The organism is Streptomyces sp. NPDC046909 (assembly GCF_040644695.1).
In the GTDB taxonomy this organism is placed as follows: Bacteria; Actinomycetota; Actinomycetes; order Streptomycetales; family Streptomycetaceae; genus Streptomyces.
This window is the reverse complement of record NZ_JBEYXC010000006.1, coordinates 204,115-228,331: the sequence shown is the minus strand read 5'-3', so window position 1 is coordinate 228,331 and position 24,217 is coordinate 204,115. Positions and strand designations below refer to the sequence as shown.

The following is a 24,217-nucleotide window of genomic DNA, read 5'->3' as shown; positions in this document are numbered from 1 at the left end:
TCACGCCACGGTGAGGACGAGAGCGCCTGTGTACGTCGTCCCGGCGGCCAGTGGCGTCTCCGTACCGTCGACCGTCAGCGTCACCGTCTTCCCGCGCGGCGCCTTCACCGCCGCGTCGGAGGCGAGCGTCAGCGAGGTCAGGTACGAGGTGCCGGTGACCGTCCAGGTGGAGCCGCTGTCGAGGGTGACGACGACCCCGTTGTTGACGGCGGCCTGTGCGGTGTTGGTCACGATGCCCAGCTCGTAGAAGTTGGACGCGTCGATCGTGGACACCCGGTGCTGGGTGCGCGACGCGGTGATGACGCCCTCGACCGAGGAGTCCGCGAAGGTGAGGACCATGTTCTTGCCCTTGCGCATGCCGTTGTAGAAGTCCCCCTTCAGCTTGATGGAGGTGAAGGTCGCGGCCCCGTCGGCGGTGTGGGCGGCGGTGACGTCGAAGGCGGAGTCCTTCGTCGGGTCGCCCGTGGGCTCGGTGTAGACACCCTGGTTGAGCATCTTGCCGTCGACGCGCACCGGGCCCGGGTCGTCCAGCTCGATCATCTGGAGGATGATCCCGTCGCCCGGGTTGAGCCGGGTGCCGCCCGAGCCGTCGACCGAGATGGCGGTCTGCTGGCCCTTGTTGAGGAAGGTGGCCCGCTCGGAGTTGACGACGGTGCCGCCGTCGAGGGTGAGCGTGCCGGCGCCGAAGAACATGTAGCCGAAGTGCCCGGAGTTCACGACCGTGCTGCGGACCGGCAGGGCCTTCAACTCGGCGTCGGTCAGCCCGAGTTCGAGTTCGGTGTTCAGCGCGGCCACAGCCTCCCGGGTGCTGGCGCCGTAGTGCACGACGGCGGCCGGTCCCGCGATGATGGTCGCGTAGCTGCCGACGTCGAAGCGGGAGCCGAGGACTCGGACGACGGCGTCCCCGATGGCGTACGTCCCGTAGCCGTACTCCCCCGTGTTCCCGACGTGGCTGTTGACCGCGGTCAGCTTGAGCCCGCTGCCGCCCTCCACCGACAGGGCGCCCCAAGTCTCCGAGAACACGGTCGAGTTCAGATAGGTGGCCCTGCTGCTCTTGCCGATGAGGTTGGTGGCGCGGACGTTGCCGTCGAGGCCGAGCATCCACGGCACGGACTGCATGTACGGGGTCTCGACGGTGGCGACGTAGTCGGAGGGCAGGACGCCGTTGCGGGCGCGCAGTACGGAGTTCTTGACGACGACATTGGCACCGTCGTTGGCGATGACGGCCGTGCGGACCACGCCCTTGGTGCCGATCCGGGCGCCGTCCAGCACGAGCTTGGTCGCCGAGCCGTCCCCGACGACCGCGGCGCCGTACCCGGCGAAGTCGCAACGCCCGTTCCCCGTCAGGGAGATGGCGGGGTTCTCCAGCGTGTACGTGGCGTCCTGGACGAACACGCCGTCGAAGCACTCGCCGGTGGAGGTGATCGCGACGTTGCGGGCGGCGGCGTCGGTGACCTTGCCGCCGCGTACAGCGGTCAGTACGGACTTGTCCCGGTCGACGCCGTCGGCGTCCACGTACAGCGCCTGCCGGAAGGGGAAGGTGAGCGTCTCGTAGGTCACCGCGTTGGCCTCGGCGACCGTCAGTACGACATCACCCCGGTAGGTGCCGGCCTGGATCAGCGTGGCGGTACCGCCCGTCTCGGTGAGGAGCTGGCCGGTCTCCACACCGCCCACGGTGAGGGAGAGGCTGTAGCCGTCGGGGGCGGCGATGGTGCCGCCCTCGGCGATCGACAGCTCGCTCAGGCGGGTGGTCTCGGTGAGCTCGTACGTCTCTCCGGAGCCGACCGTGATCCGCTTGCCGGAGGTCGTGGTGCCGGCGGTGGCGGTGGCGGCCGGCAGCAGGACGGCGCCGGCCGTGGCGGTTCCGGCGATCAGGACCGAGCGTCGGGTCATCAGCGTCATTGCGTGCCTTCCCAGGGGTGGAGTGCGCCGTCGCGCAGTGTGAGCGGCCCGCCGTCGGAGACACCTCACGACGGCCGGGGCTTCGGGCACCTTCCGGTGCGCACGAGGAGTGAATCAGCCGTGTCCACCAGGCAATAGGGGCCGTGCGGAGGCATTTCGGAACCCGATGCCTCGGATCGCACGGCCCACTTCATGGCGGTCACACAGGGTGGTGACAGCCATCGGTCATGCGGCCACGTGGGCTGTGCGGGCCCTGGCTACGCGGGCGCGATCATGCCCGCCGACAGGTCGATGTCCGCTCCGCACAGCCCCGGCATGGCCAGCATCGCCACCAGCGCCCGGGCCACCTCGTGCTCCTCGACGAGCCTGCCGAGGGCGGCCCGGGAGGCGAAGTCCCGCTCGGCCTCCTCGACGGTGCAGCCCGTGAGTTCGGCCGTGAGACGGAAGTTGCGGTCCATGCGCGGCCCCCGGACCGGGCCCGGGGAAAGGGAGTTGACCGCGACACCGAGGGGGCCGACCTCGCCCGCGAGGGTCCTGGTGAGGCCGAGCAGTGCCATCTTGGAGGCGGTGTACGGGGTGCGGTGGAGCAACGGCCGTTTCCCGCTCACCGAGGCCACGTTGACGACATCGCCCCGGCCCGCCGCGGTCATCGGCGGCAGGAAGGCCCGGCACATGAGGTAGACCCCGCGCACATTGGCGGCGAACACGTCGTCCCACTCGTCCGGTTCGATGTCGGTGAGCGGCTTGACCGGGCCCGCGACCCCCGCGTTGTTGACGAGCAACGACACGTCCTCGTCTGCGAGTTCGGCGGCCAGCGAGCGCACGGACTCCGGGTCCGAGACATCGCAGACGCCCGTACGGGCCTCCCCGCCCTCCTTGACCACCCGTGCCGCCGCGTCCGCGAGCGCCCGCTGGTCACGCCCGACCAGGACGACCCGGGCCCCGGAGTCCGCGAGGGCGAGCGCGAACGCCCGCCCCAGCGGTCCTCCCCCGCCCGTGACGAGGGCCGTGCGCCCGCGCAGGCTCACGCGGTGTTCCAGGGCAGCTCGTCACCGGCGGCCTTCGCGGCCCGTACGTCGCCGGAGCGCGCGTGTCCCTCGAACAGCTCGACCCGGGAGGCCCGCCCGCACAGCCGGCCCAGCAGGGCCTGCGACGCGGTGTCGGTGACCTCCTGGTACGTCACCGTCTTGAGGTACTTCCCCACCCAGAGGCCGCCGGTGTAGCGGGCGGCGCCGCGCGTGGGCAGCACATGGTTGGTGCCGATCACCTTGTCCCCGAAGGAGACGCAGGTGCCCTCGCCGAGGAACAGGGCGCCGTACTGGGTCATCTTCTCCAGGGCGAGGCGCGGCTCGGCGGTCAGCACCTCGACGTGCTCGAAGGCGAACTCGTCGGCGAGGGCGTACATCTCGTCGAGGGAGTCGACGACGTGCACCTGTCCGTGGTCCCGCCAGGCGGGTTCGGCGAAGTCACGCGTAGGCATGCCGGGCAGCAGGCGCTCGACCTCGGCGATCGTCTTCTCGGCGACCTCGCGGGAGGTCGTGATCAGGACGGCCGGGGAGTCGGGGCCGTGCTCGGCCTGGGAGAGCAGGTCGACCGCGCAGACGAACGGATCGGCGTCGTCGTCGGCCAGGACGAGGATCTCGGTCGGCCCGGCGAACAGGTCGATGCCGATCTCGCCGAACAGCTGACGCTTGGCCTCGGCGACATAGGCGTTGCCGGGCCCGGCGATCAGGTTCACGGGCCGCATCGCGTCCGTGCCGACGGCCATCGCGGCGACCGCCTGGACACCGCCCAGCAGCCAGATCTCGTCGGCGCCCGCGAGGTGCATGGCGGCGACCGTCGCGGCCGGGATCTCCCCGTGGATCGGCGGCGTGCAGGCGACCACGCGCGGCACGCCCGCGACCTTGGCGGTGACGATGGTCATGTGGGCGGAGGCGGTCAGCGGATAGCGTCCGCCGGGGATGTAGGCGCCCGCGGCCTGCACGGGAATGTGCTTCTGTCCGAGCCGGGCCCCCGGCAGGGTCTCGACCTCGAACTCCCCCAGGGAGTCGAGCTGTTGACGGGCGAAGTACCGCACCTGCTCCTGGACGAACCGGATGTCGTCGATGACCTGGTGCGGCACCGACGCGACGATCTTCTCGACCTCCTCGTCGGAGAGCCGGAAGGAGGCGGGGCTCCAGTTGTCGAACTTCTCGGAGTACGCACGCACGGCCGCGTCGCCGCGCTCGCGGATGTCCGCGATGACACCGGTCACGGTCTCGCGCACCTGACCGAGGGAGGCGGTCACCTCGGCCCTGGGTACGGCGTGCTTCAGGATCTCTGCCACAACTGCGGCCTTTCTCACGGGAGTTCTTCGGAGAGCGGAGGTTCAGACGGGGGGCGCCACGAACAGCACGTCGGGGTCGTTGAACTGCTCCTTGGCGACCGACTCGCTCATCGGGTCGGCGGTGCCCCACTGGTCCTGGGTGATCGGGTCGTCGACGTCATGGCGCCCGGGGTGCCACAGGTCCTCTTCGAGGACGGCCAGTTCGGTCGTGTACTCGACCGTGTTGCCGTGCGGGTCATGGAAGTAGGCGAAGGTGTTGTCGCCCGCGAGATGCCGGCCAGGCCCCCAGGTCAGCCGGGTCCCGGCACGCAGCGCCCGGCCGGTGCCGCGCATGTACTCCTCGACGCCCCGCATCTCGAACGAGGCGTGGTGCAGGGAGACATGGGGGCCGCGCGCGATGGCGAAGGAGTGGTGGAGCGGGCTGCACCGAAGGAAGTACATGAGGTCGCCCATGTGCGTGGAGTAGAGGGTGTCGGTGAGCCGGAAGCCGAGGTGGTGGACGTAGAAGTCCCGCAGCCCTTCCGGGTCCTGGGAGTTGACCACGCAGTGCGAGAGCCGTACGGGGATGGCCTCCCGCTCCTCGATCCTGCGGTGGACGCGGGTCTCCACGTCGGCGGACACCTCGACGACCCGCCCGTCCGGGTCGAAGAAGCGAAGGCCGTACCCACCGCCCGGCGTGTCCAACACCCGGGGTTCATGGACGAGTTGGACCCCGGACCGGCCGAGCCGCACCGCCAGTTCGTCCACCGCCGCGGGCGACACGGCCCCGAAGGCGACCAGGTCCATCCGCTTCCGCTCGTCCTGGCGGATCCGGACGATGTACTGCTCGGGGCTGCCCTCGGCGGCGAAGAAGGCGAGGCCGCTGTCGTTGGCGACCTCGGTCAGTCCCCAGGTGGTGCCGTAGAAGGCGCGCTGTCGCTCGAAGTCCGGTACGGCCAGGTCGACATGGCGCAGATGGGTGATGGGCTGGAAGCTCATGCGTGGCTCCTGACGGTGTTGCGCTGGTGGCCGAGGCCGGTGATCTCCGCCTCGACGACGTCGCCCGGCTTGAGGAAGACGCCCCAGTGCGCGCCGTTGCCGGCCGGGGAGCCGGTGAGCAGCAGGTCGCCGGGGCGCAGGGTGGTGGTCGTGGAGACGTACGCGATGAGCCGCGGGATGTCGAAGATCATGTCCTTGGTCGACTCGTCCTGCCGGACGACTCCGTTGTGGCGCAGGGTGATCCGCAGGTCGTCCGGGTCGCCGACGAAGGGCGCCGGGACGAGGAAGGGGCCGGTCGGCAGGAAGGTGTCGGCGTTCTTGGCGGTGAACCAGTCGGTGCCGATGGCCTTCAGGTCGGGCCGGTAGAGGCGGTCGCGGGTGGTGAGGTCGTTGCAGATCGTGTAGCCGGCGACGTACGACATGGCCTCGTCCGCCGGGATGTTCCGCCCCGACTTCCCTATGACCAGGGCGAGTTCGAGCTCCCAGTCGTGCTGCTCGCCGAGTTCGGGGAGCACGATGTCGTCGTAGGGGCCGCACATCGCGCGCGCCGAGCCGAGGAAGACGTACGGCACTCCGCCGCGGATCCGTTCGTCCATCATCCGCTCGGCGTCGGCGCGGGCCTCCTCGGGGGTCGCGCCGTGCACGCTCTCCTTCTCGGCGGCGACCAGATCGACCACGTGCTTGCGGTAGTTGGCGCCGCTCTGGAGGATCTGGCCCGGCTCGACGGGCGCGAGGACCTCCAGGCCGGCCAGGTCGTGCCAGGTGCCGTCGCGCAGGGTGCCGAGCCGGGGCAGCCAGTGGTCCCAGGCCTCCACCAGGGCCCGTACGGACGGGACTTGGTCGGAGAGGTCGCGCACCCGGGTCCCGGTGACCAGTCCGGGGAAGGGCCCGGAGTCGTGCCGGAACGTGCCGAGCGCGAAGGGTCCGGCGTGGGTGGGGACGGTGTCGGGCACGGGTGCTCTCCTCGCGGGGGTGGGGCGGCCGCTCTCCTCACAGGGGCGGGGGCGGCTCGCCTTCGACGCTAGGCAGCGCGGACGCCGGGCGGAAATGGCCATCCGCGATGCCTGCCATCGCCGGGCCCCGCCGCGCGTGAGCACGCCTCCATCGCCGTACGGGATGCATGACGTCCCCCTTGCCGATGCCTCGATCCGTTGACCGCGCCACCGCCTCCGACCAGGCTCGGAGCACCCCCAAGCGAGGAGACCGACGTGGTGGTCGAGCATGCCCGGCTGACGGTCGCGGCCGGCCGGGAGACGGAGTTCCAGGAGGTCTTCGGCACGGCGCGGCAGGTGCTGGCCGAGGCCGACGGGTTCCGGTGGGCCGAACTGCTGCGCTGCGAGGAGCGGCCGCAGGCGTTCGTGCTGCTGGTCGGCTGGGAGTCCGTCGAGGCCCACACGGTGGGCTTCCGGGAGTCCGAGCGGTTCCAGCGGTGGCGCGCGCTGGTCGGCCCGTTCTTCGCGGCGCCGCCGGACGTCGAGCACTACCACGAAGTCGGTCCGCGCTGACCCCGCCCTTTCCTACGTTCGCAAGGATCCCCATGCCCGTACACAAGGTGCTCGTCGTCGGCGGCGGCATCACCGGAAGCGTGCTGTCGCTCGCGCTCGCCCAGCGCGGCGCCGACGTCGAGCTCGTCGAGATCTCCCCCCAGTGGTTCGGGGTGGGCCATGGCATCACCCTCCAGGGCAACGCGCTCAAGGCGCTGCGCTCGGTGGGGGTGCTGGAGCGGGTGCTGGAGCGGGCGGTGCCGTTCGACATCATGCGGCTGCGGCACGCCGACGGCGGACTGATCGTCCAGCTGGACACCCCGCACACCGGTGGCCCCGACCTGCCCTCGACGGCCGGTGCGCTGCGCGCCGATCTCCAGGGCGCGCTGTGCGACGCGGTCTACGCGCACGGGGTGTCCGTACGCCTGGGGCTCACCGTCGATCGTCTGGACCAGACGTCCGAGCAGGTGGACGTCACCTTCTCCGACGGTTCCACCGGCCGCTACGACCTGGTGGTGGGCGCGGACGGCATCAACAGCCACACGCGGGGCCTGATAGGCATCGGGACCAGGCCCCGGCCCGTGGGCATGTCGATCTTCCGGGTGGTGGCCGAGCGCCCCGCCGAGATGGACTGCGCCGAGGTCTACTACGGCGGCCCCCGCTTCAAGGCCGGCTACAGCCCGATCTCCCCCGACCAGTGCTACGCCTACCTCCTGGACGAGAACCTCGACGCCTCCCTCATCGGCCCGCGCGCCTCGCTGGCCCTGATGCGCGAGCGCGGCGCGGGCTACGGCGGCACCTGGGGCAAGGTCATCGCCGCGCTGCCGGACGACACGGCGGTGGACTACCGCTGGATCGAGGCGGTCCTGGTCGACGAGCCCTGGCACCGGGGCCGCGCCATGGTCATCGGCGACGCGGCGCACGCCTGTCCGCCGCTGATCGCCCAGGGCGCCGCGATGTGCATGGAGGACGCGGTGCTGCTGGCGGAGCTGGTCACCGGGGACGAGCCGGTGGAGAAGGCGCTGGAGCACTTCATGTCCCGGCGGCTGCCGCGCGTGCGGATGGTGCTGGAGAACTCCCTCCGGCTGGCCGAGTGGGAGATCCACCCGGGCACCCCGGGCGCCGACCCAGCGCGGATCATGTCGGAGACGCTCCAGTCGCTCACGGCGGCCGCATGAGCGCCCCCGTCGTCGACTTCCACGGGCATCTCGCCGTCCCGGCCGCCGACGCGCTGATCCACGGCCACCCCGGTCTGGCCGAGGAGCTGGCGGCGGAACAGCGCTCCCACTCCCCCGAGTCCCTGGCGCTCAATCGATCCCAACTCCAGCGACTCGCACCGAAGTTGACGGACGTCCGGGCACGCCTCGCCGACCTCGACGCGATGGGCGTCGACATCCAGGTCGTCGGCCCGATGCCCATGCACCACTACTGGGCCGACCCCGACCTCGCCCTCCGCCTGGCCCGCACGGTCAACGAGGCCGTCGCCGCGCACTGCGCCGAGGCCCCCGACCGGCTGTACGGACTCGGCACGGTCCCGCTCCAGCACCCCGATCTCGCGGTCGCCCTCCTGGACCGGGCGGTAACCGAACACGGCCTGTACGGCATCAGCGTCTCCACCACCGTCGACGGCCGTGAACTCGCCGACCCCGCGCACGACGCGGTGTGGCACAAGGCCGAGGAACTGGGCGCGGTCGTCTTCGTGCACCCGTGGGGCTGCTCGCTCGGCGACCGGCTCGCGACCCACTACCTGGGCAACACGGTCGGCCAGCCGGTCGAGACGACGGTCGCCCTCTCGCACCTCATCTTCACCGGTGTCCTGGACCGCTTCCCCCGGCTGAAGCTGGTGGCCGCGCACGGCGGCGGCTATCTGCCGACCTACATCGGCCGCTCCGATCACGCGTGGCGGGTACGGCCGGACGCGCGCGGCTGTGCCGAGCCGCCGAGCGCGTATCTGCGCCGGATGTGGTTCGACGCGCTGGTGTACACCCCGCGCGCCCTGCGCCACCTCGTCGAGGAGGTGGGCGCCGACCGGGTGGTCCTCGGCACCGACCACCCCTTCGACATGGGCGTCGACGACCCGGTGGCCCGTCTGGACGCCGCCGGGCTCTCCCCGGCCGACCGTGCCGCCGTCGCCGGGGGCAACGCCCTCGACCTGCTGCTGAAAGGACGTACGCGATGACCCTGGGGCCCATCGAGGAAGAGCTGGCCAAGGCCCGTGCCGCCTACCGGAACTGGGGGCGCTGGGGCGAGGACGACGTGCTCGGCACGCTCAACTACCTCGACGACGCGATACGGGCCCACGCGGCCGGCCTGGTCCGGCGCGGGCGGTCCTTCTCCCTCGCGCTGGAGTTCAACGAGGACGGTCCGCAGCGCGGTTTCCGCGGCCGGATCAACCCGGTGCACTACATGAAGGACACCGGTTCCGACGCGGCGGCGGGCACCCAGGGCTTCCCGCACGGCTTCGGCGGCGCGGACGACCACATCGTGATGCCGCTCCAAGCCTCCACGCAGTGGGACGGGTTGGGGCACATCTACGACAACAAGCAGGCCTGGAACGGCCGTTCGTGCACGATCGTCAACGGCGACGGCGACTCCGTCACCGGTATCGAGCACATGCGGGACTCCTTCACCGGGCGCGGGGTGCTGCTCGACGTGGGCCGCGCGGTCGGCGACGAGAACGGCGAACTCCCCGACGGCTTCCCCATCCTGGAGGAGCATCTGCGCGCCACGATCGAGGCGCAGGGCGCCACCTCGACGGTCCGGCGCGGCGACATGGTGCTCGTGCGCACCGGTCAGATCGGCCGGGTCCGGCGCCAGGGCGGCTGGGGCACGTACGCCGCCGGTGACGCGCCCGGACTGTCCTTCACGACCCTCGGCTGGCTGCACCGCACCGAGATCGCCGCGATCGCCTCCGACACCTGGGGTCTTGAGGTCCGCCCGTACGAGTTCGCCGAGCCGGCGATGTCCCCGCTGCACCAGATCGCGATCCCCAACATGGGCCTCCCGCTGGGCGAGATGTGGGACCTGGAGTCGCTGGCCGAGGACTGCGCGGCCGACGGAGTCTATGAGTTCCTGCTGGTCGCGGCCCCGCTCCCGGTCACCGGGGCGGTGGGCGCGCCCGTCAACCCGATCGCAGTGAAGTGAGGACGCCCGTGTTCACCGGCACACTCCGCCACCCCGGCGACCCCGGCTTCGAGGAGGCCTGCTTCGGCCGCGTCTTCAACGCCCGCCGCCCCTCGGACCGTACGCCGGCCGCCGTACTGGAGGCGGTGTGCGAACAGGACGTCGTCGAGGGCGTACGCCTGGCCCTGGAGCGCGGCTGGCAGGTCGCCGTGCGCTCCGGCGGGCACAGCTGGGCCGCCTGGTCGGTGCGCGAGGACGCCCTGCTGATCGATCTCGGGGGCTTCCGCGAGATGGCGTACGACGAGACGACCGGGCTCGTGACGGCGACACCCAGCGTCAAGGGGGGTGACGAACTCAACCCGTATCTCGGTGAGTTCGGGCGCTTCTTCAACGGCGGGCACTGCCCCTCCGTCGGTATCGGCGGCTTTCTGCTCCAGGGCGGTCAGGGCTGGAACGCGCGCGGCTGGGGCTGGGCGGCGGAGAACATCGTCGCGATCGACGTCGTCACCGCCGAGGGCGAGCTGGTGCGCGCGGACGAGACACACAACAGCGACCTGTACTGGGCGGCGCGGGGCGCGGGGCCGGGCTTCTTCGGTGTCGTCACCCGCTTCCACCTGCGCACCCGCCCCCTGCCCAGGCACCTCGGCCACACCGTGCACGCCTATCCCCTCGCACTCTTCGACGAGGTCATGACCTGGCTGCACGGCATGCACCACACGGTCTCGGACCTGGTGGAGATCGTCGCCCTCACCCAGACACCGCCCGGCCTCGACGAACCCGTCCTCCTGGTCACCGGTGTGTCGATGACGGACACCCCGGAGCAGGCGGCCGAGGCGCTCGCGCCCCTGCACGCCAACCCGTACGCCGACCAGGCGCTCTTCCGTGTCGAGGCGCAACCGACCACGCTCGCCGAGCAGTTGGCCAACCAGCGCACCGCCAACCCGGAGGGCCACCGCTATCTGGTCGACAACGCCTGGCTGACCGGACCCGCCGAACAGGTCGTCCCGGCGATCCGCGAGGCGTTCACCGGGCACCCCACCCGGCAGACCTTCACGATCTGGTTCTCCATGGCGCCGCTGCGCGAACTCCCGGACATGGCCTTCTCGTTGCAGTCGGAGATCTACTGCGCCACGTACGTCGTGCACGACGATCCGTCGCGCGACGCCGAGTTGCGCGCCTGGCTCGACGGGGCGATGGCGGCCATGCGGCCGGTGACCGCGGGCCAGTACCTGGGCGACTCCGACTTCACCGTGCGGCAGCTGCGGTTCATGGGCGACGAGCAGTGGCGGCGGCTCCAGGGGATCCGGGCCGTACGCGACCCGAAGGGGCTCTTCGCGGGCTATCTGAGCGCGGGGACCGTCACCAACACCAACCACTGGGAGCAGTGAGAGATGCGTTTCGCGACATACGAGTTCGAGGGCGTGGAGCGCGCCGGAGTGGTGCGGGACGGGATCGTGCATCCGCTGCCCGTGAGCGTGCTGGAGCTCATCGAGGAAGAGTCGCTGCACACCGTAGGAGCGGAAGCCCTGGAGCGGCCCAGCGAGTTGACGGTAGATCAGGTCAGGCTGCTGCCTCCGCTCAAGCCGCCGTCGATCCGGGACTTCGTCGGCTTCGAGGCGCACATCGAGGGCGTGGCCAAGTCGCTGGACGGTCTGGAGCAGGTGCCCGAGGAGTGGTACCGGGCGCCCAACTTCTACTTCACCAACCCGCACGCCGCCTACGGCGCCCATGACGACGTACCGGTCCCGGCGGGCTGCTCGGTGCTCGACTTCGAGTGCGAGGTCGGGGCGGTGATCGGCCGCGGCGGCCGGGACCTCACCCCGGAGCAGGCCCGGCAGCACATCGTCGGCTACCTCGTCTTCAACGACTGGTCGGCGCGGGATCTGCAGAAGCCGGAGAAGAACCTCGGGCTCGGCTTCTCCAAGGGCAAGGACTTCGCCAACACGCTCGGCCCCTACCTGGTCACCGCCGACGAGGTGGAGGACCGACGGGACGCGGACGGCTTCCTCGACCTGGAGATGACGGTCACCCTCAACGGGGAGCTCATCGGCCGGGACACCCTCGCCAACATGTCCTGGACGTTCGACGAGATGGTCGCCTACGCCGCCCGTGACACCTGGGTACGCCCCGGGGACGTCCTCGGCTCGGGCACCTGCGGCTGGGGCGCGCTCGCGGAGTTCTGGGGACGGCTCGGGGAGCGCACACCGCCGCCCCTGAAGCCCGGCGACGAGGTGACCCTGAGTGTGGAGCGCCTGGGCACGCTCAGCAACCGGATCATCTCGGGGCGCACGGACGCCTATCTGCCGCGGGCCCGGAAGCGCGGTCGGACACCACGCCCCTGAGCTGCCGGTATCGGTCGGTCGGATGACTGTTATCGGATCCCTGTGAGTTCACCCCCGGGCTCTTCCTCCGCCGGAAAGCGGTCGTTACGCTCCGGTTTCACCGAGCTTCAAAGACGCGGCCGGAAAGGGGACACTCGTGGGTCTCGGAGCGATCGATCTCAATCTTCTGGTGGCGCTGGAAGCACTTCTGGAGGAGAAGAACGTCACCCATGCGGGTGTGCGGCTGTCCACCAGCCAGTCCGCCATGAGCGGCTCGCTCGCGAGGCTCAGGCGGCACTTCAACGACGAGCTGCTGGTCCGCGTGGGCCGGGAGTACGAGCTGACCCCGCTGGCCGAGCGGCTGCTGCCCGTGGTGCAGGCCTCCCTGCACAAGGCGGAGGAGGCCCTGTCGCTGACCCGGCACTTCGATCCGGCCCGCAGTCGGCAGCGGTTCTCCGTCGTGATGTCCGACTACGTCATGACGGTCCTGGTGGAGCCGCTGCTGCGGGTCATCGCCGAGGAGGCGCCGGGCGTCCGGATCGACTTCCACCCGATCGTGATCGGGCAGCTGGAGACGGAGACGCATCTGCGCTGCCAGGACCTGATGATCGTGCCGCTCGGCTATCAGCTGCCGGGGGTGAGCGAGGCCGTCATGCACGACCGCTTCGTCTGCCTGGTCGACCCGGACAACCCGCGCCTGACCGACGGCCGCCTCACGCTCCAGGATCTGGCGGAGATGCCGCACGCGGCCTGCGCGATCGGCAAGCACACCCCCGCCGACCTCCAGCTGGAGACCCTCGGCATCACCCCGAAGGTGCAGGTCAGCACCCCGGGGTTCAGCGTCCTGCCGTTCCTGGTGAGCGGCACCGACCTGGTGGCCCTCGTGCCCGAACGGCTCGCCCGCCGGTACGAGGGCTTCGCGCGCTGTGCCGTCGTCGAGGCACCCTTCCCGGACGTGCCGCTGGTGGAGGCCATGTACTGGCACCACAACCGGCACTCCGACCCCGCGCACCGGTGGCTGCGGGAGACGGTACGGAAGGTCGGCACCGCCCTCGGGCAGGAGATCGCCGACGCGGATGACAGCCATGCCGAACAACCGTTTCCGGAGCTGAGCGCGGCTTCCTAGCGTGGGCGGGGAGACATCCCCGTACCGAGTGGAGGAGCCGTGAGCCGTACGCGTCTGGCGGGCCGTACCGTCGTCGTCACCGGAGCCGCGCAGGGCCAGGGAGCCGCGGAGGTCGCGTTCGCCGCCCGCGAAGGCGCGTCGGTGGTGGCGACCGACGTCCTGGACGAGCCGGGCGAGAAGCTGGCCGCGGCCCTGCGGGCCGACGGCCTCGACGTGCGCTACCGGCACCTGGACGTGTCCTCCCCTGACGACTGGGCCGCGCTGGCGGGCGACCTGGAGGTCGTGCACGGGCTCGTCAACAACGCCGGCATCCCGATGCGGGCCCGGCTGTGCGAGGTCGAACTCGCCGACTGGGAGCGGGCGTTCGCGGTCAACACGACCGGCGCGCTGCTCGGCATCCAGGCCCTGACCCCGCTGATGCCGCAGGGCTCCGCCATCGTCAACGTGGGCTCGGTCGCGGGCCTCACCGCCCATCACGCCGTCGCCTACACGGCCAGCAAGTGGGCGCTGCGCGGCCTGTCGAAGGTGGCGGCGATGGAGCTGGCCCCGCTCGGCATCCGCACGAACGTGGTCCACCCCGGGTACATCGAGACGCCTCTGATGGCGACCGCGAACCCGGTGTTCGTCCAGGCCCATGTGTCGCTGACACCCCAGGGCCGGGCGGGCACGGTCGACGAGGTCGCTCCGCTGGTGGTGTACCTGCTGTCCGAGGAGTCGTCGTACGTGAACGGCGCCGAGATCACGGTGGACGGCGGGTACGCGGCACACGGCGGGGTGAAGGCGATCACCAACGCGCTCGACGCTCCGCGCTAGCCGGAGAACGGCGAAGGCCGGGACCTTTCTCAGGTCCCGGCCTCCGTGGTGTGCGGTGTCCGTCGACTATGCCGTTGCCGGCTCCGCCACCGCCTCGACCGTCGAGCGGGCGGTGTTCTTGCGGACCAGCAGCAGGGTGACCACGGCGCCCAGCAGGGAGGCGCAGCCGCAGATCACCACGCCGACGGCCATGCCGTGGGCGAGGGCGTCCTGGGCGGCGGCCCGGGCGCTGTCGCTGCCGGCGTTGACGACGGCGAGGGGACCGGCCGCCGCCTCCATCCCGGCGTCCGCGCCGCTGAGCTTGCCGACCAGCGCCGAGGAGGCGAGGCTCATCGCGACCGTGCTGATCACGGCCGGGCCGAGACCCTGGCCGAATTCACGGACCAGGCTGGTGGCACCGCTCGCCATGCCGGTCATGTTGATCGGTACGGCGTTGACGGCGGCGGAGGTCAGCGAGGACACCACGCAGATGAAGCCGACGCCGAGCAGCAGCACCGGGCCGATGAAGGCGGACAGCGACGTGGTGGTGATGGGCAGGGCGGCGATCCAGAACTGTCCCGCGGCCATCGGGAGCAGGCCGCCGACCAGCAGCCAGCGCGGCTCCACGCGGGTGAGCATCTTGCTGAGGACGGGTGCCAGCAGCAGCGGGATCAGCTGGAGGATCACGAACGGCATGCCCGCCTTGAGGGCGCTGAGGTGCATCACGGCGCCGAGGCGGATCGAGACGCAGTACGCGGTGCCGATGAAGCCGAACATGCCGGCCAGCGCGACGACGGCCGCCGCGGCGAACGACGGGATCCTCAGCAGGTCGAGGTTGAACATCGGCGACGCGGCGCGCTTCTCCGCGATGACGAAGGCGACCAGGGCGATCGCCGCGAGGGACAGGGTGCCGACGATCGCCGGGCTGCTCCAGCCGCGCTCGCCGCCCTCGATGATGCCCCACAGCAGGGCCGTGAGGCCGACGGCGATGGTGATCTGGCCGGGCCAGTCCAGGGTGCGGCCCTCGGGCGCCTTGGAGTCGGTGACCAGCACCATGCTGGAGACACCGACGACGAGGCCCAGGATTACCGGCGGCACGAACGCCCAGCGGAAGTCGGCGACGGTGGCCAGCACACCGGAGGACAGCGGTCCGACGGCCGAGGCGAGGGAGATGCTCAGCGCCCACGTGGACACGGCCTTCGCGCGGTCCTTCTCCTCCGGCGTGGCGGCCGCGATGACGGCCAGGGAGCTCGGGAAGAGCGCCGCGGCGCCGATGCCGGCCAGGGCCTGGCCGATCCACAGCATCTCGATGTTCTGGGAGAGCGCGTTGATGAGCTCACCGAGGGCAAGGACGAATCCGCCGAGGACCAGAAGCCGCTTGCGCCCGAAGAGGTCGCCGACCACACCGAAATTCAGCTCAAGAATGGCGGTGGGCAGAATGAACGCGGAAGTGACCCAGGCGACCTGGGAGCCGGAGGCCCCGAATGCGGCCTGTATTTCCCCGTTGATGGGAGAGGGCACGGTAATACACAGCTGCGCGGCGGCAACGGCCAGACAGCAGGCTATGAGTGTTCCCCTGTCGAGTCTTTTCAGCACGCTTGTCATTCCGTACTCCGTCGCTCTATGAGTTCGATGAGATTGCCCTCTGGGTCGGTGACCCAGGCCATGCGCACACCGGGTTCGGGGGACGGTCCGGGTGCGACGGCCTCGCCCGCTCCGAGGGCCACCAGGGCCGCGTGGAGGGGGTCGAGTTCAGGTGTGGTGACCGCGAAGTGGCCGTATCCCTCGGTGAGGGCGGCGGTCAGCGGGTCGGGGGCGCGCAGCCCTGGCGCGGAGCCGAGGCGGGCGAGCAGTTCGATGCGCCATCCGTCCGGATGCTCCAGGATGACGCCGGTGAGTCCGGGGCCGTCGAGTCGGAACTCGAAGACGGTCTTGAGTCCGAACGCGGCCTTGTACCAGGCGGTTTGGGACGGCAGATCCCGTACGTTGACGCCGACGTGGTCGAATCGTGTGGCCACCGGCGCTCAGCCCGCCATCGCGCTGTCGCCGCCGTCGACCATGAGGTTGGCGCCGTTGACGAAGGCGGCCTCGTCGGAGCAGAGGAAGGCCGCGGCCCGCGCGATGTCCTCGGGCTCGCCGACCCGTCCGACCGGGATCCGTGCCTCCAGCTGGGCTTTCGGGCCGTCCGGGTCGTCGAGGAAGGATGCGGTGGCCGAGGTCCGGGTCATGCCCGGGGCGATGGTGTTGACGCGGATGCGGTGCGGGGCGCCCGCCGCGCACAGGTGCTTGCTCATCGCCAGCACCCCGCCCTTGGCGGCGCCGTGCGGCACCATCGGCATGAAGGGGGCGCCGCGCACCGCGGCCACGGAGGCGACGTTGAGGACGGCGCCGCCGCCCCGTGCGATCAGGTGCGGCCAAGCTGCCTGGGTGCAGAAATAGGGGATGTCGAGCTCGTTCTTGATGGTGAAGTACCAGTCCTCGGCGGGCATGGTCTCGAACGGCCCGTTCCGCAGCGCGGAGGCGTTGTTGTAGAGGATGTCGATCCCGCCGAAGGCCTCGATCCCGGCGTCGATCCACTCCCGTGCGCCGGCCTCGGTGGAGAGGTCGACGGGCGCGAGGGAACGCATGACTCCGCCGGCCTTCTCGACCATTTCCACGGTTTCGGCAGCGCTGTCCTCGTCAATGTCACAGCCGAATACCAGCGCGCCATCGGCCGCGAATACCTGGGCGGCCGAGCGGCCGATTCCGGCTCCCGTCCCACTGATGAAGGCGATTTTCCCCGCCAGTCGACCCATGATTGTCCAAGCCCCTTGTTCCGTCCCGCCGAAGTGCGGTGGTGGCAGCGTAGGGAGGGGTTTTGGCCAGAACAAGAAATGCGTCGGCGAATCGCCATCGGGGGTTCGTATGGCTGGTATGCGGCGCGGCCGGCCGGCCGGTCGGCCGCGCCGGTGACCGGACGGGTCACCCCACGTCGAGCACGGCCTTCCCCCACAGCCGGCGCTCGCTCAGCGCCGCCACGGCGTCCGCGACCTTGTCCCACGGCCCCCGCCAGCCGACCGGCACCCTCAGCTTCCCGGCGGCGACCAGGGCGAGCAGTCGGTCCAGCTGGGCGCGGCGGTCGGTGAGTCCGCCGCCGTTGTAGACCGAGACGACCGACCGGGGCGCCGGGCTGCCCAAGGTGGAGCCGACCGGCAGCACCGCGTCCCCGCCCGATGCCCAGCCGACGCTCTGGAGGTTGCCCCCGGACGTCAACAGGCGGTAGGCGGCGACGAGTTGGGTACCGCCCACGTTGTCGATGACGATGTCGACCGGGTCGGTCACCTCCTGCGGGCCGGCCACCACCTCGTCGGCCCCGAGCTCCCCCACCCATCGGCGCCCGTCCGCGGAACCGGCCACCCCGATGACGTACGCCCCACCGAGCGCCGCGAGTTGCACCGCGAAGCCGCCCACCCCGCCGGACGCCCCGGTCACCAGGACCCGGCGGCCGAGGAGCGGTCCCGCCTGCTCCAGCGCGCGCAGGGCGGTGCCCGCGGCGACGGGGAGGGTGGCGGCCTCGCCCAGGTCGACGCCGTCCGGGACCACGGCCAGGTCGGCCACGTCCAGGGCGCGCAGCGCGGCGAAGCCACCGCCCTCCCCGAACCCCACGACCCGGCTTCCCGCTTCGGGCCCCGCGCCGTTCGCCGCGGCCCGCACCACGACCCCGGCCGAGTCGAAGCCGATCACCTGCCCGGGTGCGCCGTGCTCGGCGAAGTACAGCTCGGCGGCGTTGAGGGAGGTATGCCGCACCTCCACGAGCACCTGGCCCGGCCCGGGTTCCGGGTCGGGCGCGTCGCCCGGACGCAGTCGTCCGGGTACCTCCTGGTCCACGATCAGTGCACGCATCGCTTGCCCCTCTCGTCAGCGTCGGAACGCTTCGCCATCGGTCGCACGCCGACGCAAACCCCGGCCGATCCGGACTTCTTCCCCCCGCTCCGCGCCCGTTCAGGGTTGGATGACGTCATGACCACCGACGAGCACGCGCGGTTCATGCGGGCCAACCAGGCGAACTGGGACGCCCGCACCCCCGTCCACCTCGCCAGCCGCTTCTACGGTCTCGACCAGGATCTCGACCCCGCCCGCTGGTTCGCCGGCTTCGAGTGGGAGGACCTGGGCGAGCTGACCGGCCGCGATGTGCTCCACCTCCAGTGCCATCTGGGCACCGAGAAGATCGCCTTCGCCCGGCGCGGGGCCCGGGCGACCGGCCTCGACTTCTCCGCGGCCTCGGTGGCGGCCGCGCGGGACATCGCGGCGAAGGCGGACCTGGACGTCGACTACGTACAGGCCAATGTCTACGACGCCGTAGAGGCGCTCGGCGGGCGGCAGTTCGACGTCGTCTACACCGGGAAGGGCGCACTGTGCTACCTGCCCGATCTGGAGCGGTGGGCGGGTGTGGTCGCCCAACTCCTGCGGCCGGGCGGGCGGTTCTACCTCGTCGAGTTCCATCCGCTGCTCAACTCACTGGGCCCGAAGCCCGCTCCGGGCGAGGGTCCGGAACTGCTCCTCCGGCATGACTACCTCGGTGGGGGCGGCCCGGTGCACCGTGACGCGACGCACACGTACACCGACGGGCCGGCCGTCGAGGACGCCACCGACAGTTACGAGTGGATGCACGGAATAGACGAGGTCATCAACGCGTCGACGGGGGCAGGACTGGCCACCCGGCGGCTCCGGGAGAGCGACGAGCTCCCCTGGCCGCGCTGGCCGCAGATGGTCCGCACGGCGTCCGGCTGGTGGCGGCTCCCCGAGCCGCGGATCCCGCTTCTCTACGGACTCCTCGCCACACGCTGAACGACCGTGGTACCGTCCCGTTAGCACCTGTGTACGCCCAGTCCTGGGCGCCGGTGCCAGTTCATCTTCGGATCGCCGGTCGTCGTACCGGCTCTCTCATCACCTCGCCGTCGGTGTTCGTCGCCGTACCCGAGGTGTTGTCTCCCGCCGCGCGAAGGCCTTCTGAGCGCCTTCCCGATCTTCGCGGCCATCCCCTTCCTTCCGCATGTCCCATGCCTTGTGTCCTCGAAAGGACCCACCACCATGACCACCACACTCGAACCCCCCGTCCAGCAGCAGCTCCCGGTCCGCGCGGCCACCGGTGTCCTCGACATCGACGCGGGCGGGAAGGGCCTGCTGCGCGCCGAGAGCATGCTGCCCCTGCCGTCCGACCTCCAGGTCTCCCCCGCGCTGATCCGCACGTACGGTCTGCGCAAGGGCGACGTCGTCGACGGCGTACGCGGCACCCAGCGCGCCCTCACCGAGGTCGCCCGGGTCAACGGCCGCACCCCCGACGAACTGCGCGGCCGCCGTCACTTCCGCGACCTGACACCGCTGCACCCGCGTGAGCGGATCCGCCTGGAACACCCGGCGTCCGGTCTGACCGGCCGCGTCGCCGATCTCATCGCCCCCGTGGGCAAGGGGCAGCGCGGTCTGATCGTCGCCCCGCCCAAGACCGGCAAGACGGTCCTCCTCCAGCAGATCGCGGCGGCCGTCGCCGGGAACCATCCCGAGGCCCGGCTGATGGTGGTGCTGCTCGACGAGCGCCCCGAGGAGGTCACCGAGATGCGGCGCTCCGTGCGCGGCGAGGTGTACGCCTCCACGTTCGACCGCACGCCCAAGCAGCACATCGCGCTCGCGGACCTCGTGATCGAACGGGCCAAGCGGCTCGTCGAGGCCGGCGAGGACGTCGTGATCCTGCTCGACTCCCTGACCCGGCTGTGCCGGGCCCACAACAACGCGGCCGCCGCCGGTGGCCGCACCCTGAGCGGCGGCGTGGACGCGACCGCGCTCATCGGCCCCAAGCGCTTCTTCGGCGCCGCCCGGCTGGCCGAGGAGGGCGGCTCGCTCACCATCCTCGCCACCGCCCTGGTGGAGACCGGTTCCCGGGCCGACGACTTCTTCTTCGAGGAGCTCAAGAGCACCGGCAACATGGAGCTCCGCCTCGACCGCGAACTCGCCTCCCGCCGCGTCTTCCCGGCCGTCGCCATCACCCCCTCGGGCACCCGCCGCGAGGAACTCCTGCTGACCCCGGCCGAGTTGACCGCCGTACGAGGCCTGCGCCGCGCTCTTCAGAACGGCGACAGCCAGAGCAACCTGGAGACCCTCCTCCAGCGCATGCGCGAGACCCCGGACAACGCGACGTTCCTGCGCCGGATCCAGCCGACGCTGCCCGCCGGCTAGCCGAGCCGCAGCGTCGACCACTCCTCCTCGTCGAGGGTGAGCAGGCGGTCGAGTTCGGCCCGATCGGGTGCCGTGGGCATGTCGCCGCCGGTCGCGAGGGCCGCGGCGGCCATCAGATGGCCCAGGCGCAGCGCGACCGCCGTGTCCCTGCCTTCGAGATGGGCCGCGAGATATCCGGCCGCGAACGCGTCGCCCGCGCCCACGCGTTCGACGATCCGCGAGTCGGGTGCGGCCACGAACACATCCCCACCGTCGGCGGTGTACGCCGTCGCCCCGTGCTCGGCGTCCTTCACGACGATGATGGGGGCGGGTGCCAGCAGATCGCGGATCTCCTCCGGTTTGGCGGTGCCCCAGAGGGTCTCCGCCTCGTCCCGGCCGACGAAGACGATGTCGGCGCGCCGGGCCGGTTCCAGCAGGGCGGTCGCCGGGTCCCGGTGGCGCCACAGGGCCGGCCGGTGGTTGACGTCGAAGGAGACGGTCGCGCCGGGGACAGCGCGGCGGACGACGAGCTCCGCGACCAGTTCCGCGCAACTGTCCGACAGGGCCGCCGTGATACCGCTGACGTGCAGCAGCCGGGCCCGGCACACCTGCGCGAGGTCCGGTCCCATGCGGGTGGCCGCCGAGCCCCTGCGGTAGTAGTAGGTGCCGGTTCCCGCCGGGCCGGTGTCCTTGAAGTACACGCCGGTGGGCCGGTCGGGGTCGGTCTCGACACCGCCGATGTCGACGCCCCGGCCCCTGAGTTCGGCCAGGACGCGGCGGCCCAGCGGGTCGTCCCCGACGCGGCTCACCCACGCCGCGCGGTGCCCGAGGGAGGCGAGCCCGCAGGCCACGTTGGACTCGGCGCCGCCCACCTCCAGGCGCAGCGAGTGCTGACGTTCCAGGGGCTCCTCGTCAGGCGGGACCAGGACGGCCATGGACTCCCCGACGCAGACGACCTCGGCATCCCTCACGTGTCCAGCACCCGGTGCAGGAACTGCTGGGTACGCGCCTCGGCCGGAGCGCCGAACACCTGCTCCGGCGGGCCCTGTTCGAGGACGACCCCGCCGTCCATGAAGACGACCCGGTCGGCGGTGTCGCGCGCGAAGCGCATCTCATGCGTCACCACGACCATCGTCATGCCCTCCTCGGCGAGCGAGCGCATGACACCGGTGACCTCGCCGACCAGCTCCGGGTCGAGCGCGGACGTCGGCTCGTCGAAGAACATGATCGCCGGGTCCATGGCGAGGGCCCGGGCGATGGCGACGCGCTGCTGCTGACCGCCGGAGAGCTGCGCCGGGTAGGAGTCCGCCTTGTCGGCGAGTCCGACCCTGGCCAGCACCTCGCGTCCGCGCTTCTCCGCCTCCGCCTTGCCCAGCCCCCGTACTTTCAGCAGCGCCAGAGTGACGTTGCCGAGCGCGGTCTTGTGCGGGAAGAGGTTGAACTGCTGGAAGACCATGCCGACATGCCCGAAGATCTCGGGTGCGCGCTTGCGGTCGTGCAGGGGGACGTCGTTCACCCACACCTCTCCACTGTCGGCGCGCTCCAGGTCGCACATGATGCGCAGCAGCGTGGACTTGCCGGAGCCGCTGGCGCCGATGAGGACGACGACCTCGCCGGGTGCCACGTCGATGTCGACGCCCTTGAGGACCTCCAGGTCCCCGAAGCGCTTGTGCACGCCGGTCAGGGAGACGCTCGCGGTCCGCCGGTCGGTGAGGGTGCTGGTCATACGGGAACAGCCTTTCGCTCCATCCGCCGTACCAGGACCGACAGCGGGTAACAGATGACGAAGTAGAGGACGGCGACGGCGAGATACGAGGTCGCCGGGTCGCCGACGCGGTCGATGACGGCCTGTCCCTGGCGGAGGAGTTCGACGTAGCCGATGACGACGGCGATCGAGGTGTCCTTGATCAGGGAGAGGTACTGGCCGACCAGCGGGGGCAGCACGATCGCCCGGGTCTGCGGCAGGATCACCGCGGTGAAGGTCCGCACCCGGCCCAGCCCCAGCACGCGCGAGGCCTCCCACTGGCCGCGCGGCACGGCCTCGATGCCGGCCCGGAAGATCTCCGCGATGTAGGCGCCCTGGTAGAGGGTGAGGGCGAGCAGGGCGGCGCCGAAGACGCTGATGTCGAACCCGGTCAGATAGGCCGCGCCGAAGTAGATGAAGAGCATCTGGATCAGCAGCGGGGTGCCCCGGAACACCTCCAGGTAAGCGCGGGCGAGCTGGGCCAGGACAGGGATCCGGCTGGTGCGCACGGCCGCCACGAGCAGCCCCGCCAGGGTGCCGGTGGCGATGGCCGCGAAGGACAGCAGGACCGTCGCCCACAGCCCGGAGAGGTACAGGTCGCGGTTGTCCGAGAGGACCGACCAGTCCATCAGGCCTCCTTACGGCGGGGAAGGGCCGGCAGCAGCCGTCGTACGGCGTCCAGGGGCCGGGGTCGTACGGCGGTGGGGCGCAGCGGCGGTTTGAAGGCGACCCGTCCGACGAGCCCGGCCGCGAGCACGACCAGGTTGGTCAGGATCAGATAGAGCACCGCGGCGATGCCGAAGACCTGGACGGTCAGCAGGGTTCGGGAGTTGATGACCATGGCCGTGCCGGTCAGCTCGGGCACCGAGATCGCCGACAGCAGCGAGGAGCCCAGGATGATCTGGACGAGCTGGTTGACCACGGCCGGGTAGACGTTGCGCAGCGCCTGCGGGAGCACCACGTGGGCGAAGGCGCGTCCCGGGCTCAGGGCCAGGACGCGGGCCGCCTCGCGCTGTCCGCGCGGTACGGCCTGGATGCCCGCGCGGAAGATCTCGGTGAGGTAGGCGCCCACGTTGACGCCGAGGGCGAAGACGCCCGCCTGGACCGGGCTCAGCCGGAGGCCGGCGGACGGCAGGGCGAAGTAAGCGACGAACATCTGGAGCAGGACGGGGGTGCTGCGGATGACCTCGACGTAGACGGCGGCCGGCGCCCGCAGGACCGCGTGACGCGATCCGCGGGCGAGGGCACCGAGCAGGCCGAGGGCGCATGCCAGGACGAAGGCGGCCAGCGACAGGCGCAGCGTCAGCCAGGCCGCGTCGACGTAGGTGGTCCAGTCCCTCAGGGCGTACGTCCAGTCGGTGAGCATGGGTACTCCTCAACGGGGCGTTCAGTACGAGGGGTTGAGCGGGAAGGTGCGGCTCGTGCCGAACCACTTCTTGTAGAGGGCGTCGGCCTGGCCCGAGGTGTTGAACTCGCGCAGCCAGGTGTCGACCCACTGGAGCCAGGTGGAGTCACCGAGCGGGACGCCGATGCCGTTGTACTCCAGCGGTACGACGGAGTCCTTGGTGACCTTCAGCGAAGGGTCCAGCTTCGCCTGGTAGTTGAGGAAGTTGGAGTCCTCGACCATGGCGTCGGCCTGGCCCTGCTTGACCGCGAGGACGGCCGCGGAGGAGGTGTCGTACTCCTGGATCTTCGCCTGCGGGTTGCCGGCCTTGACCGCGTCGCCGTTGGTGGAGCCCTTGGTGACGGCGACCGTCTTGCCGGTGAGGTCCTTGAGGGTCGAGATGCCGCTGGACTTCTTCACCAGCAGCACCTCGCCCGCGACGATGTAGGGGTCGCTGAAGGAGACCTGCTTGGCCCGCTCGGCGGTGGTGGTGAAGTTGCAGACCACCGCGTCGACCTTCTTGGTCTGAAGGTTCGGGATGCGGTTGGCGGAGGTCGTGTCGACGATCTTCACCTTGACGCCGAGGGCCGTGGCCATGGCGGTGGCGACATCGACGTCGAAGCCCTGGGGCTTGTTGTCCTTGCTCGTCGATCCGAAGGGCGGGAACGTCAGACAGCTGGCGACGTTGAGCGTGCCGCGCTTGATGACCTGCTGGAGTGTCGAGGACTGCGAGGTACCGGTGGCGGACGTACCACTGGCGGAGCTGCACGCGGCCAGGGATGCGGCGGCGGTCACACTGGCACAAATCACCATCAATGAGCGGGTACGGTGACGGAATCTCATGGTGG

The 24,217-nt window shown here is 71.0% G+C and carries 24 protein-coding genes; 10 read left to right on the top strand and 14 right to left on the bottom strand.

The window, feature by feature from the left end:
• From ABZ928_RS21735 to ABZ928_RS21715, 5 genes are all read right to left on the bottom strand, one after another.
• Nucleotides 1-1,893 carry a hypothetical protein gene (locus ABZ928_RS21735; RefSeq protein WP_361521249.1) on the bottom strand — a complete coding sequence of 631 codons (1,893 nt, stop codon included), beginning with the start codon at nt 1,891-1,893 and terminating at the stop codon, nt 1-3.
• Between the two features lie 266 nt (nt 1,894-2,159).
• On the bottom strand, nt 2,160-2,930 hold the full coding sequence (locus tag ABZ928_RS21730) for an SDR family NAD(P)-dependent oxidoreductase (RefSeq protein ID WP_361521247.1): 771 nt from the start codon (nt 2,928-2,930) through the stop codon (nt 2,160-2,162).
• Nucleotides 2,927-4,228 carry a histidinol dehydrogenase gene (gene hisD / locus ABZ928_RS21725; RefSeq protein ID WP_361521245.1) on the bottom strand — a complete coding sequence of 434 codons (1,302 nt, stop codon included), beginning with the start codon at nt 4,226-4,228 and terminating at the stop codon, nt 2,927-2,929. Before hisD ends, ABZ928_RS21730 begins: the two co-directional genes overlap by 4 nt.
• A 42-nt stretch (nt 4,229-4,270) precedes the next feature.
• The gene (locus tag ABZ928_RS21720; protein ID WP_361521242.1) at nt 4,271-5,206 is read right to left on the bottom strand and encodes a VOC family protein; all 936 of its coding nucleotides are present in this window, start codon (nt 5,204-5,206) and stop codon (nt 4,271-4,273) included.
• Nucleotides 5,203-6,159, bottom strand: a complete 957-nt coding sequence (locus tag ABZ928_RS21715) for a fumarylacetoacetate hydrolase family protein (RefSeq protein WP_361521239.1) — start codon at nt 6,157-6,159, stop codon at nt 5,203-5,205. Before ABZ928_RS21715 ends, ABZ928_RS21720 begins: the two co-directional genes overlap by 4 nt.
• 255 nt (nt 6,160-6,414) lie before the next feature.
• Between ABZ928_RS21715 and ABZ928_RS21710 the strand changes: the two genes are divergently transcribed.
• The 8 genes from ABZ928_RS21710 to ABZ928_RS21675 all read left to right on the top strand — a co-directional run bounded on the left by ABZ928_RS21710 (nt 6,415) and on the right by ABZ928_RS21675 (nt 14,073).
• Nucleotides 6,415-6,711, top strand: coding sequence for an antibiotic biosynthesis monooxygenase (locus tag ABZ928_RS21710; RefSeq protein ID WP_361521236.1), 297 nt, complete (start codon nt 6,415-6,417; stop codon nt 6,709-6,711).
• A 32-nt stretch (nt 6,712-6,743) separates the two neighbouring features.
• Nucleotides 6,744-7,868, top strand: a complete 1,125-nt coding sequence (locus ABZ928_RS21705) for an FAD-dependent monooxygenase (protein WP_361521233.1) — start codon at nt 6,744-6,746, stop codon at nt 7,866-7,868.
• Nucleotides 7,865-8,869 carry an amidohydrolase family protein gene (locus tag ABZ928_RS21700; protein ID WP_361521230.1) on the top strand — a complete coding sequence of 335 codons (1,005 nt, stop codon included), beginning with the start codon at nt 7,865-7,867 and terminating at the stop codon, nt 8,867-8,869. Before ABZ928_RS21705 ends, ABZ928_RS21700 begins: the two co-directional genes overlap by 4 nt.
• Nucleotides 8,866-9,834 (top strand): cyclase family protein, encoded by a 969-nt coding sequence (locus ABZ928_RS21695; protein WP_361521227.1) that lies wholly within the window; start codon nt 8,866-8,868, stop codon nt 9,832-9,834. Before ABZ928_RS21700 ends, ABZ928_RS21695 begins: the two co-directional genes overlap by 4 nt.
• 8 nt (nt 9,835-9,842) lie before the next feature.
• Complete coding sequence (locus ABZ928_RS21690; protein ID WP_361521225.1) at nt 9,843-11,201, top strand: FAD-binding oxidoreductase; 1,359 nt, start codon at nt 9,843-9,845, stop codon at nt 11,199-11,201.
• A gap of 3 nt (nt 11,202-11,204) precedes the next feature.
• Entirely contained in the window at nt 11,205-12,155 is a 951-nt protein-coding gene (locus ABZ928_RS21685) for a fumarylacetoacetate hydrolase family protein (protein ID WP_361521222.1), read from the top strand.
• Between the two features lie 136 nt (nt 12,156-12,291).
• Nucleotides 12,292-13,260, top strand: coding sequence for a LysR family transcriptional regulator (locus tag ABZ928_RS21680; RefSeq protein WP_361521219.1), 969 nt, complete (start codon nt 12,292-12,294; stop codon nt 13,258-13,260).
• A 39-nt stretch (nt 13,261-13,299) separates the two neighbouring features.
• Nucleotides 13,300-14,073, top strand: coding sequence for an SDR family oxidoreductase (locus ABZ928_RS21675; RefSeq protein WP_361521216.1), 774 nt, complete (start codon nt 13,300-13,302; stop codon nt 14,071-14,073).
• A gap of 66 nt (nt 14,074-14,139) precedes the next feature.
• Here ABZ928_RS21675 and ABZ928_RS21670 read toward each other — a convergent pair whose 3' ends face one another.
• The 4 genes from ABZ928_RS21670 to ABZ928_RS21655 form a co-directional block, all read right to left on the bottom strand.
• Nucleotides 14,140-15,657, bottom strand: coding sequence for an MFS transporter (locus ABZ928_RS21670; protein WP_361521213.1), 1,518 nt, complete (start codon nt 15,655-15,657; stop codon nt 14,140-14,142).
• Nucleotides 15,654-16,070, bottom strand: coding sequence for a VOC family protein (locus ABZ928_RS21665; RefSeq protein WP_361521210.1), 417 nt, complete (start codon nt 16,068-16,070; stop codon nt 15,654-15,656). The genes ABZ928_RS21670 and ABZ928_RS21665 overlap by 4 nt, the downstream gene beginning before the upstream one ends.
• 6 nt (nt 16,071-16,076) lie before the next feature.
• Nucleotides 16,077-16,847 carry an SDR family NAD(P)-dependent oxidoreductase gene (locus tag ABZ928_RS21660; protein WP_361521208.1) on the bottom strand — a complete coding sequence of 257 codons (771 nt, stop codon included), beginning with the start codon at nt 16,845-16,847 and terminating at the stop codon, nt 16,077-16,079.
• A 166-nt stretch (nt 16,848-17,013) separates the two neighbouring features.
• Nucleotides 17,014-17,934 carry a zinc-binding dehydrogenase gene (locus tag ABZ928_RS21655; RefSeq protein ID WP_361521206.1) on the bottom strand — a complete coding sequence of 307 codons (921 nt, stop codon included), beginning with the start codon at nt 17,932-17,934 and terminating at the stop codon, nt 17,014-17,016.
• A 117-nt stretch (nt 17,935-18,051) separates the two neighbouring features.
• Here ABZ928_RS21655 and ABZ928_RS21650 point away from each other — a divergent pair, with 117 nt between their 5' ends.
• Together ABZ928_RS21650 and rho are read left to right on the top strand one after the other, a co-directional pair.
• Nucleotides 18,052-18,879: a class I SAM-dependent methyltransferase gene (locus ABZ928_RS21650; RefSeq protein ID WP_361521203.1), complete on the top strand. Its 828-nt coding sequence runs from the start codon at nt 18,052-18,054 to the stop codon at nt 18,877-18,879.
• Nucleotides 18,880-19,122: 243 nt separating this feature from the next.
• Nucleotides 19,123-20,262, top strand: a complete 1,140-nt coding sequence (gene rho / locus ABZ928_RS21645; RefSeq protein ID WP_361521200.1) for a transcription termination factor Rho — start codon at nt 19,123-19,125, stop codon at nt 20,260-20,262.
• Here the strand turns inward: rho and ABZ928_RS21640 are convergent.
• From ABZ928_RS21640 to ABZ928_RS21620, 5 genes are read right to left on the bottom strand one after another with little or no spacing between them, the layout of a single operon-like run.
• Nucleotides 20,259-21,212: a sugar kinase gene (locus tag ABZ928_RS21640; protein ID WP_361521197.1), complete on the bottom strand. Its 954-nt coding sequence runs from the start codon at nt 21,210-21,212 to the stop codon at nt 20,259-20,261. The two genes, rho and ABZ928_RS21640, sit on opposite strands and share 4 nt — an antisense overlap.
• Nucleotides 21,209-21,967, bottom strand: coding sequence for an amino acid ABC transporter ATP-binding protein (locus ABZ928_RS21635; RefSeq protein WP_361521194.1), 759 nt, complete (start codon nt 21,965-21,967; stop codon nt 21,209-21,211). The genes ABZ928_RS21640 and ABZ928_RS21635 overlap by 4 nt, the downstream gene beginning before the upstream one ends.
• Nucleotides 21,964-22,614: an amino acid ABC transporter permease gene (locus ABZ928_RS21630; RefSeq protein WP_361521191.1), complete on the bottom strand. Its 651-nt coding sequence runs from the start codon at nt 22,612-22,614 to the stop codon at nt 21,964-21,966. The genes ABZ928_RS21635 and ABZ928_RS21630 overlap by 4 nt, the downstream gene beginning before the upstream one ends.
• A complete protein-coding gene (locus ABZ928_RS21625; protein ID WP_361521188.1) occupies nt 22,614-23,351 on the bottom strand; it encodes an amino acid ABC transporter permease in 738 nt (245 codons plus the stop codon). Before ABZ928_RS21625 ends, ABZ928_RS21630 begins: the two co-directional genes overlap by 1 nt.
• Nucleotides 23,352-23,372: 21 nt before the next feature.
• A complete protein-coding gene (locus tag ABZ928_RS21620) occupies nt 23,373-24,164 on the bottom strand; it encodes a transporter substrate-binding domain-containing protein (RefSeq protein WP_361521186.1) in 792 nt (263 codons plus the stop codon).
• Nucleotides 24,165-24,217: the final 53 nt, after the last annotated feature.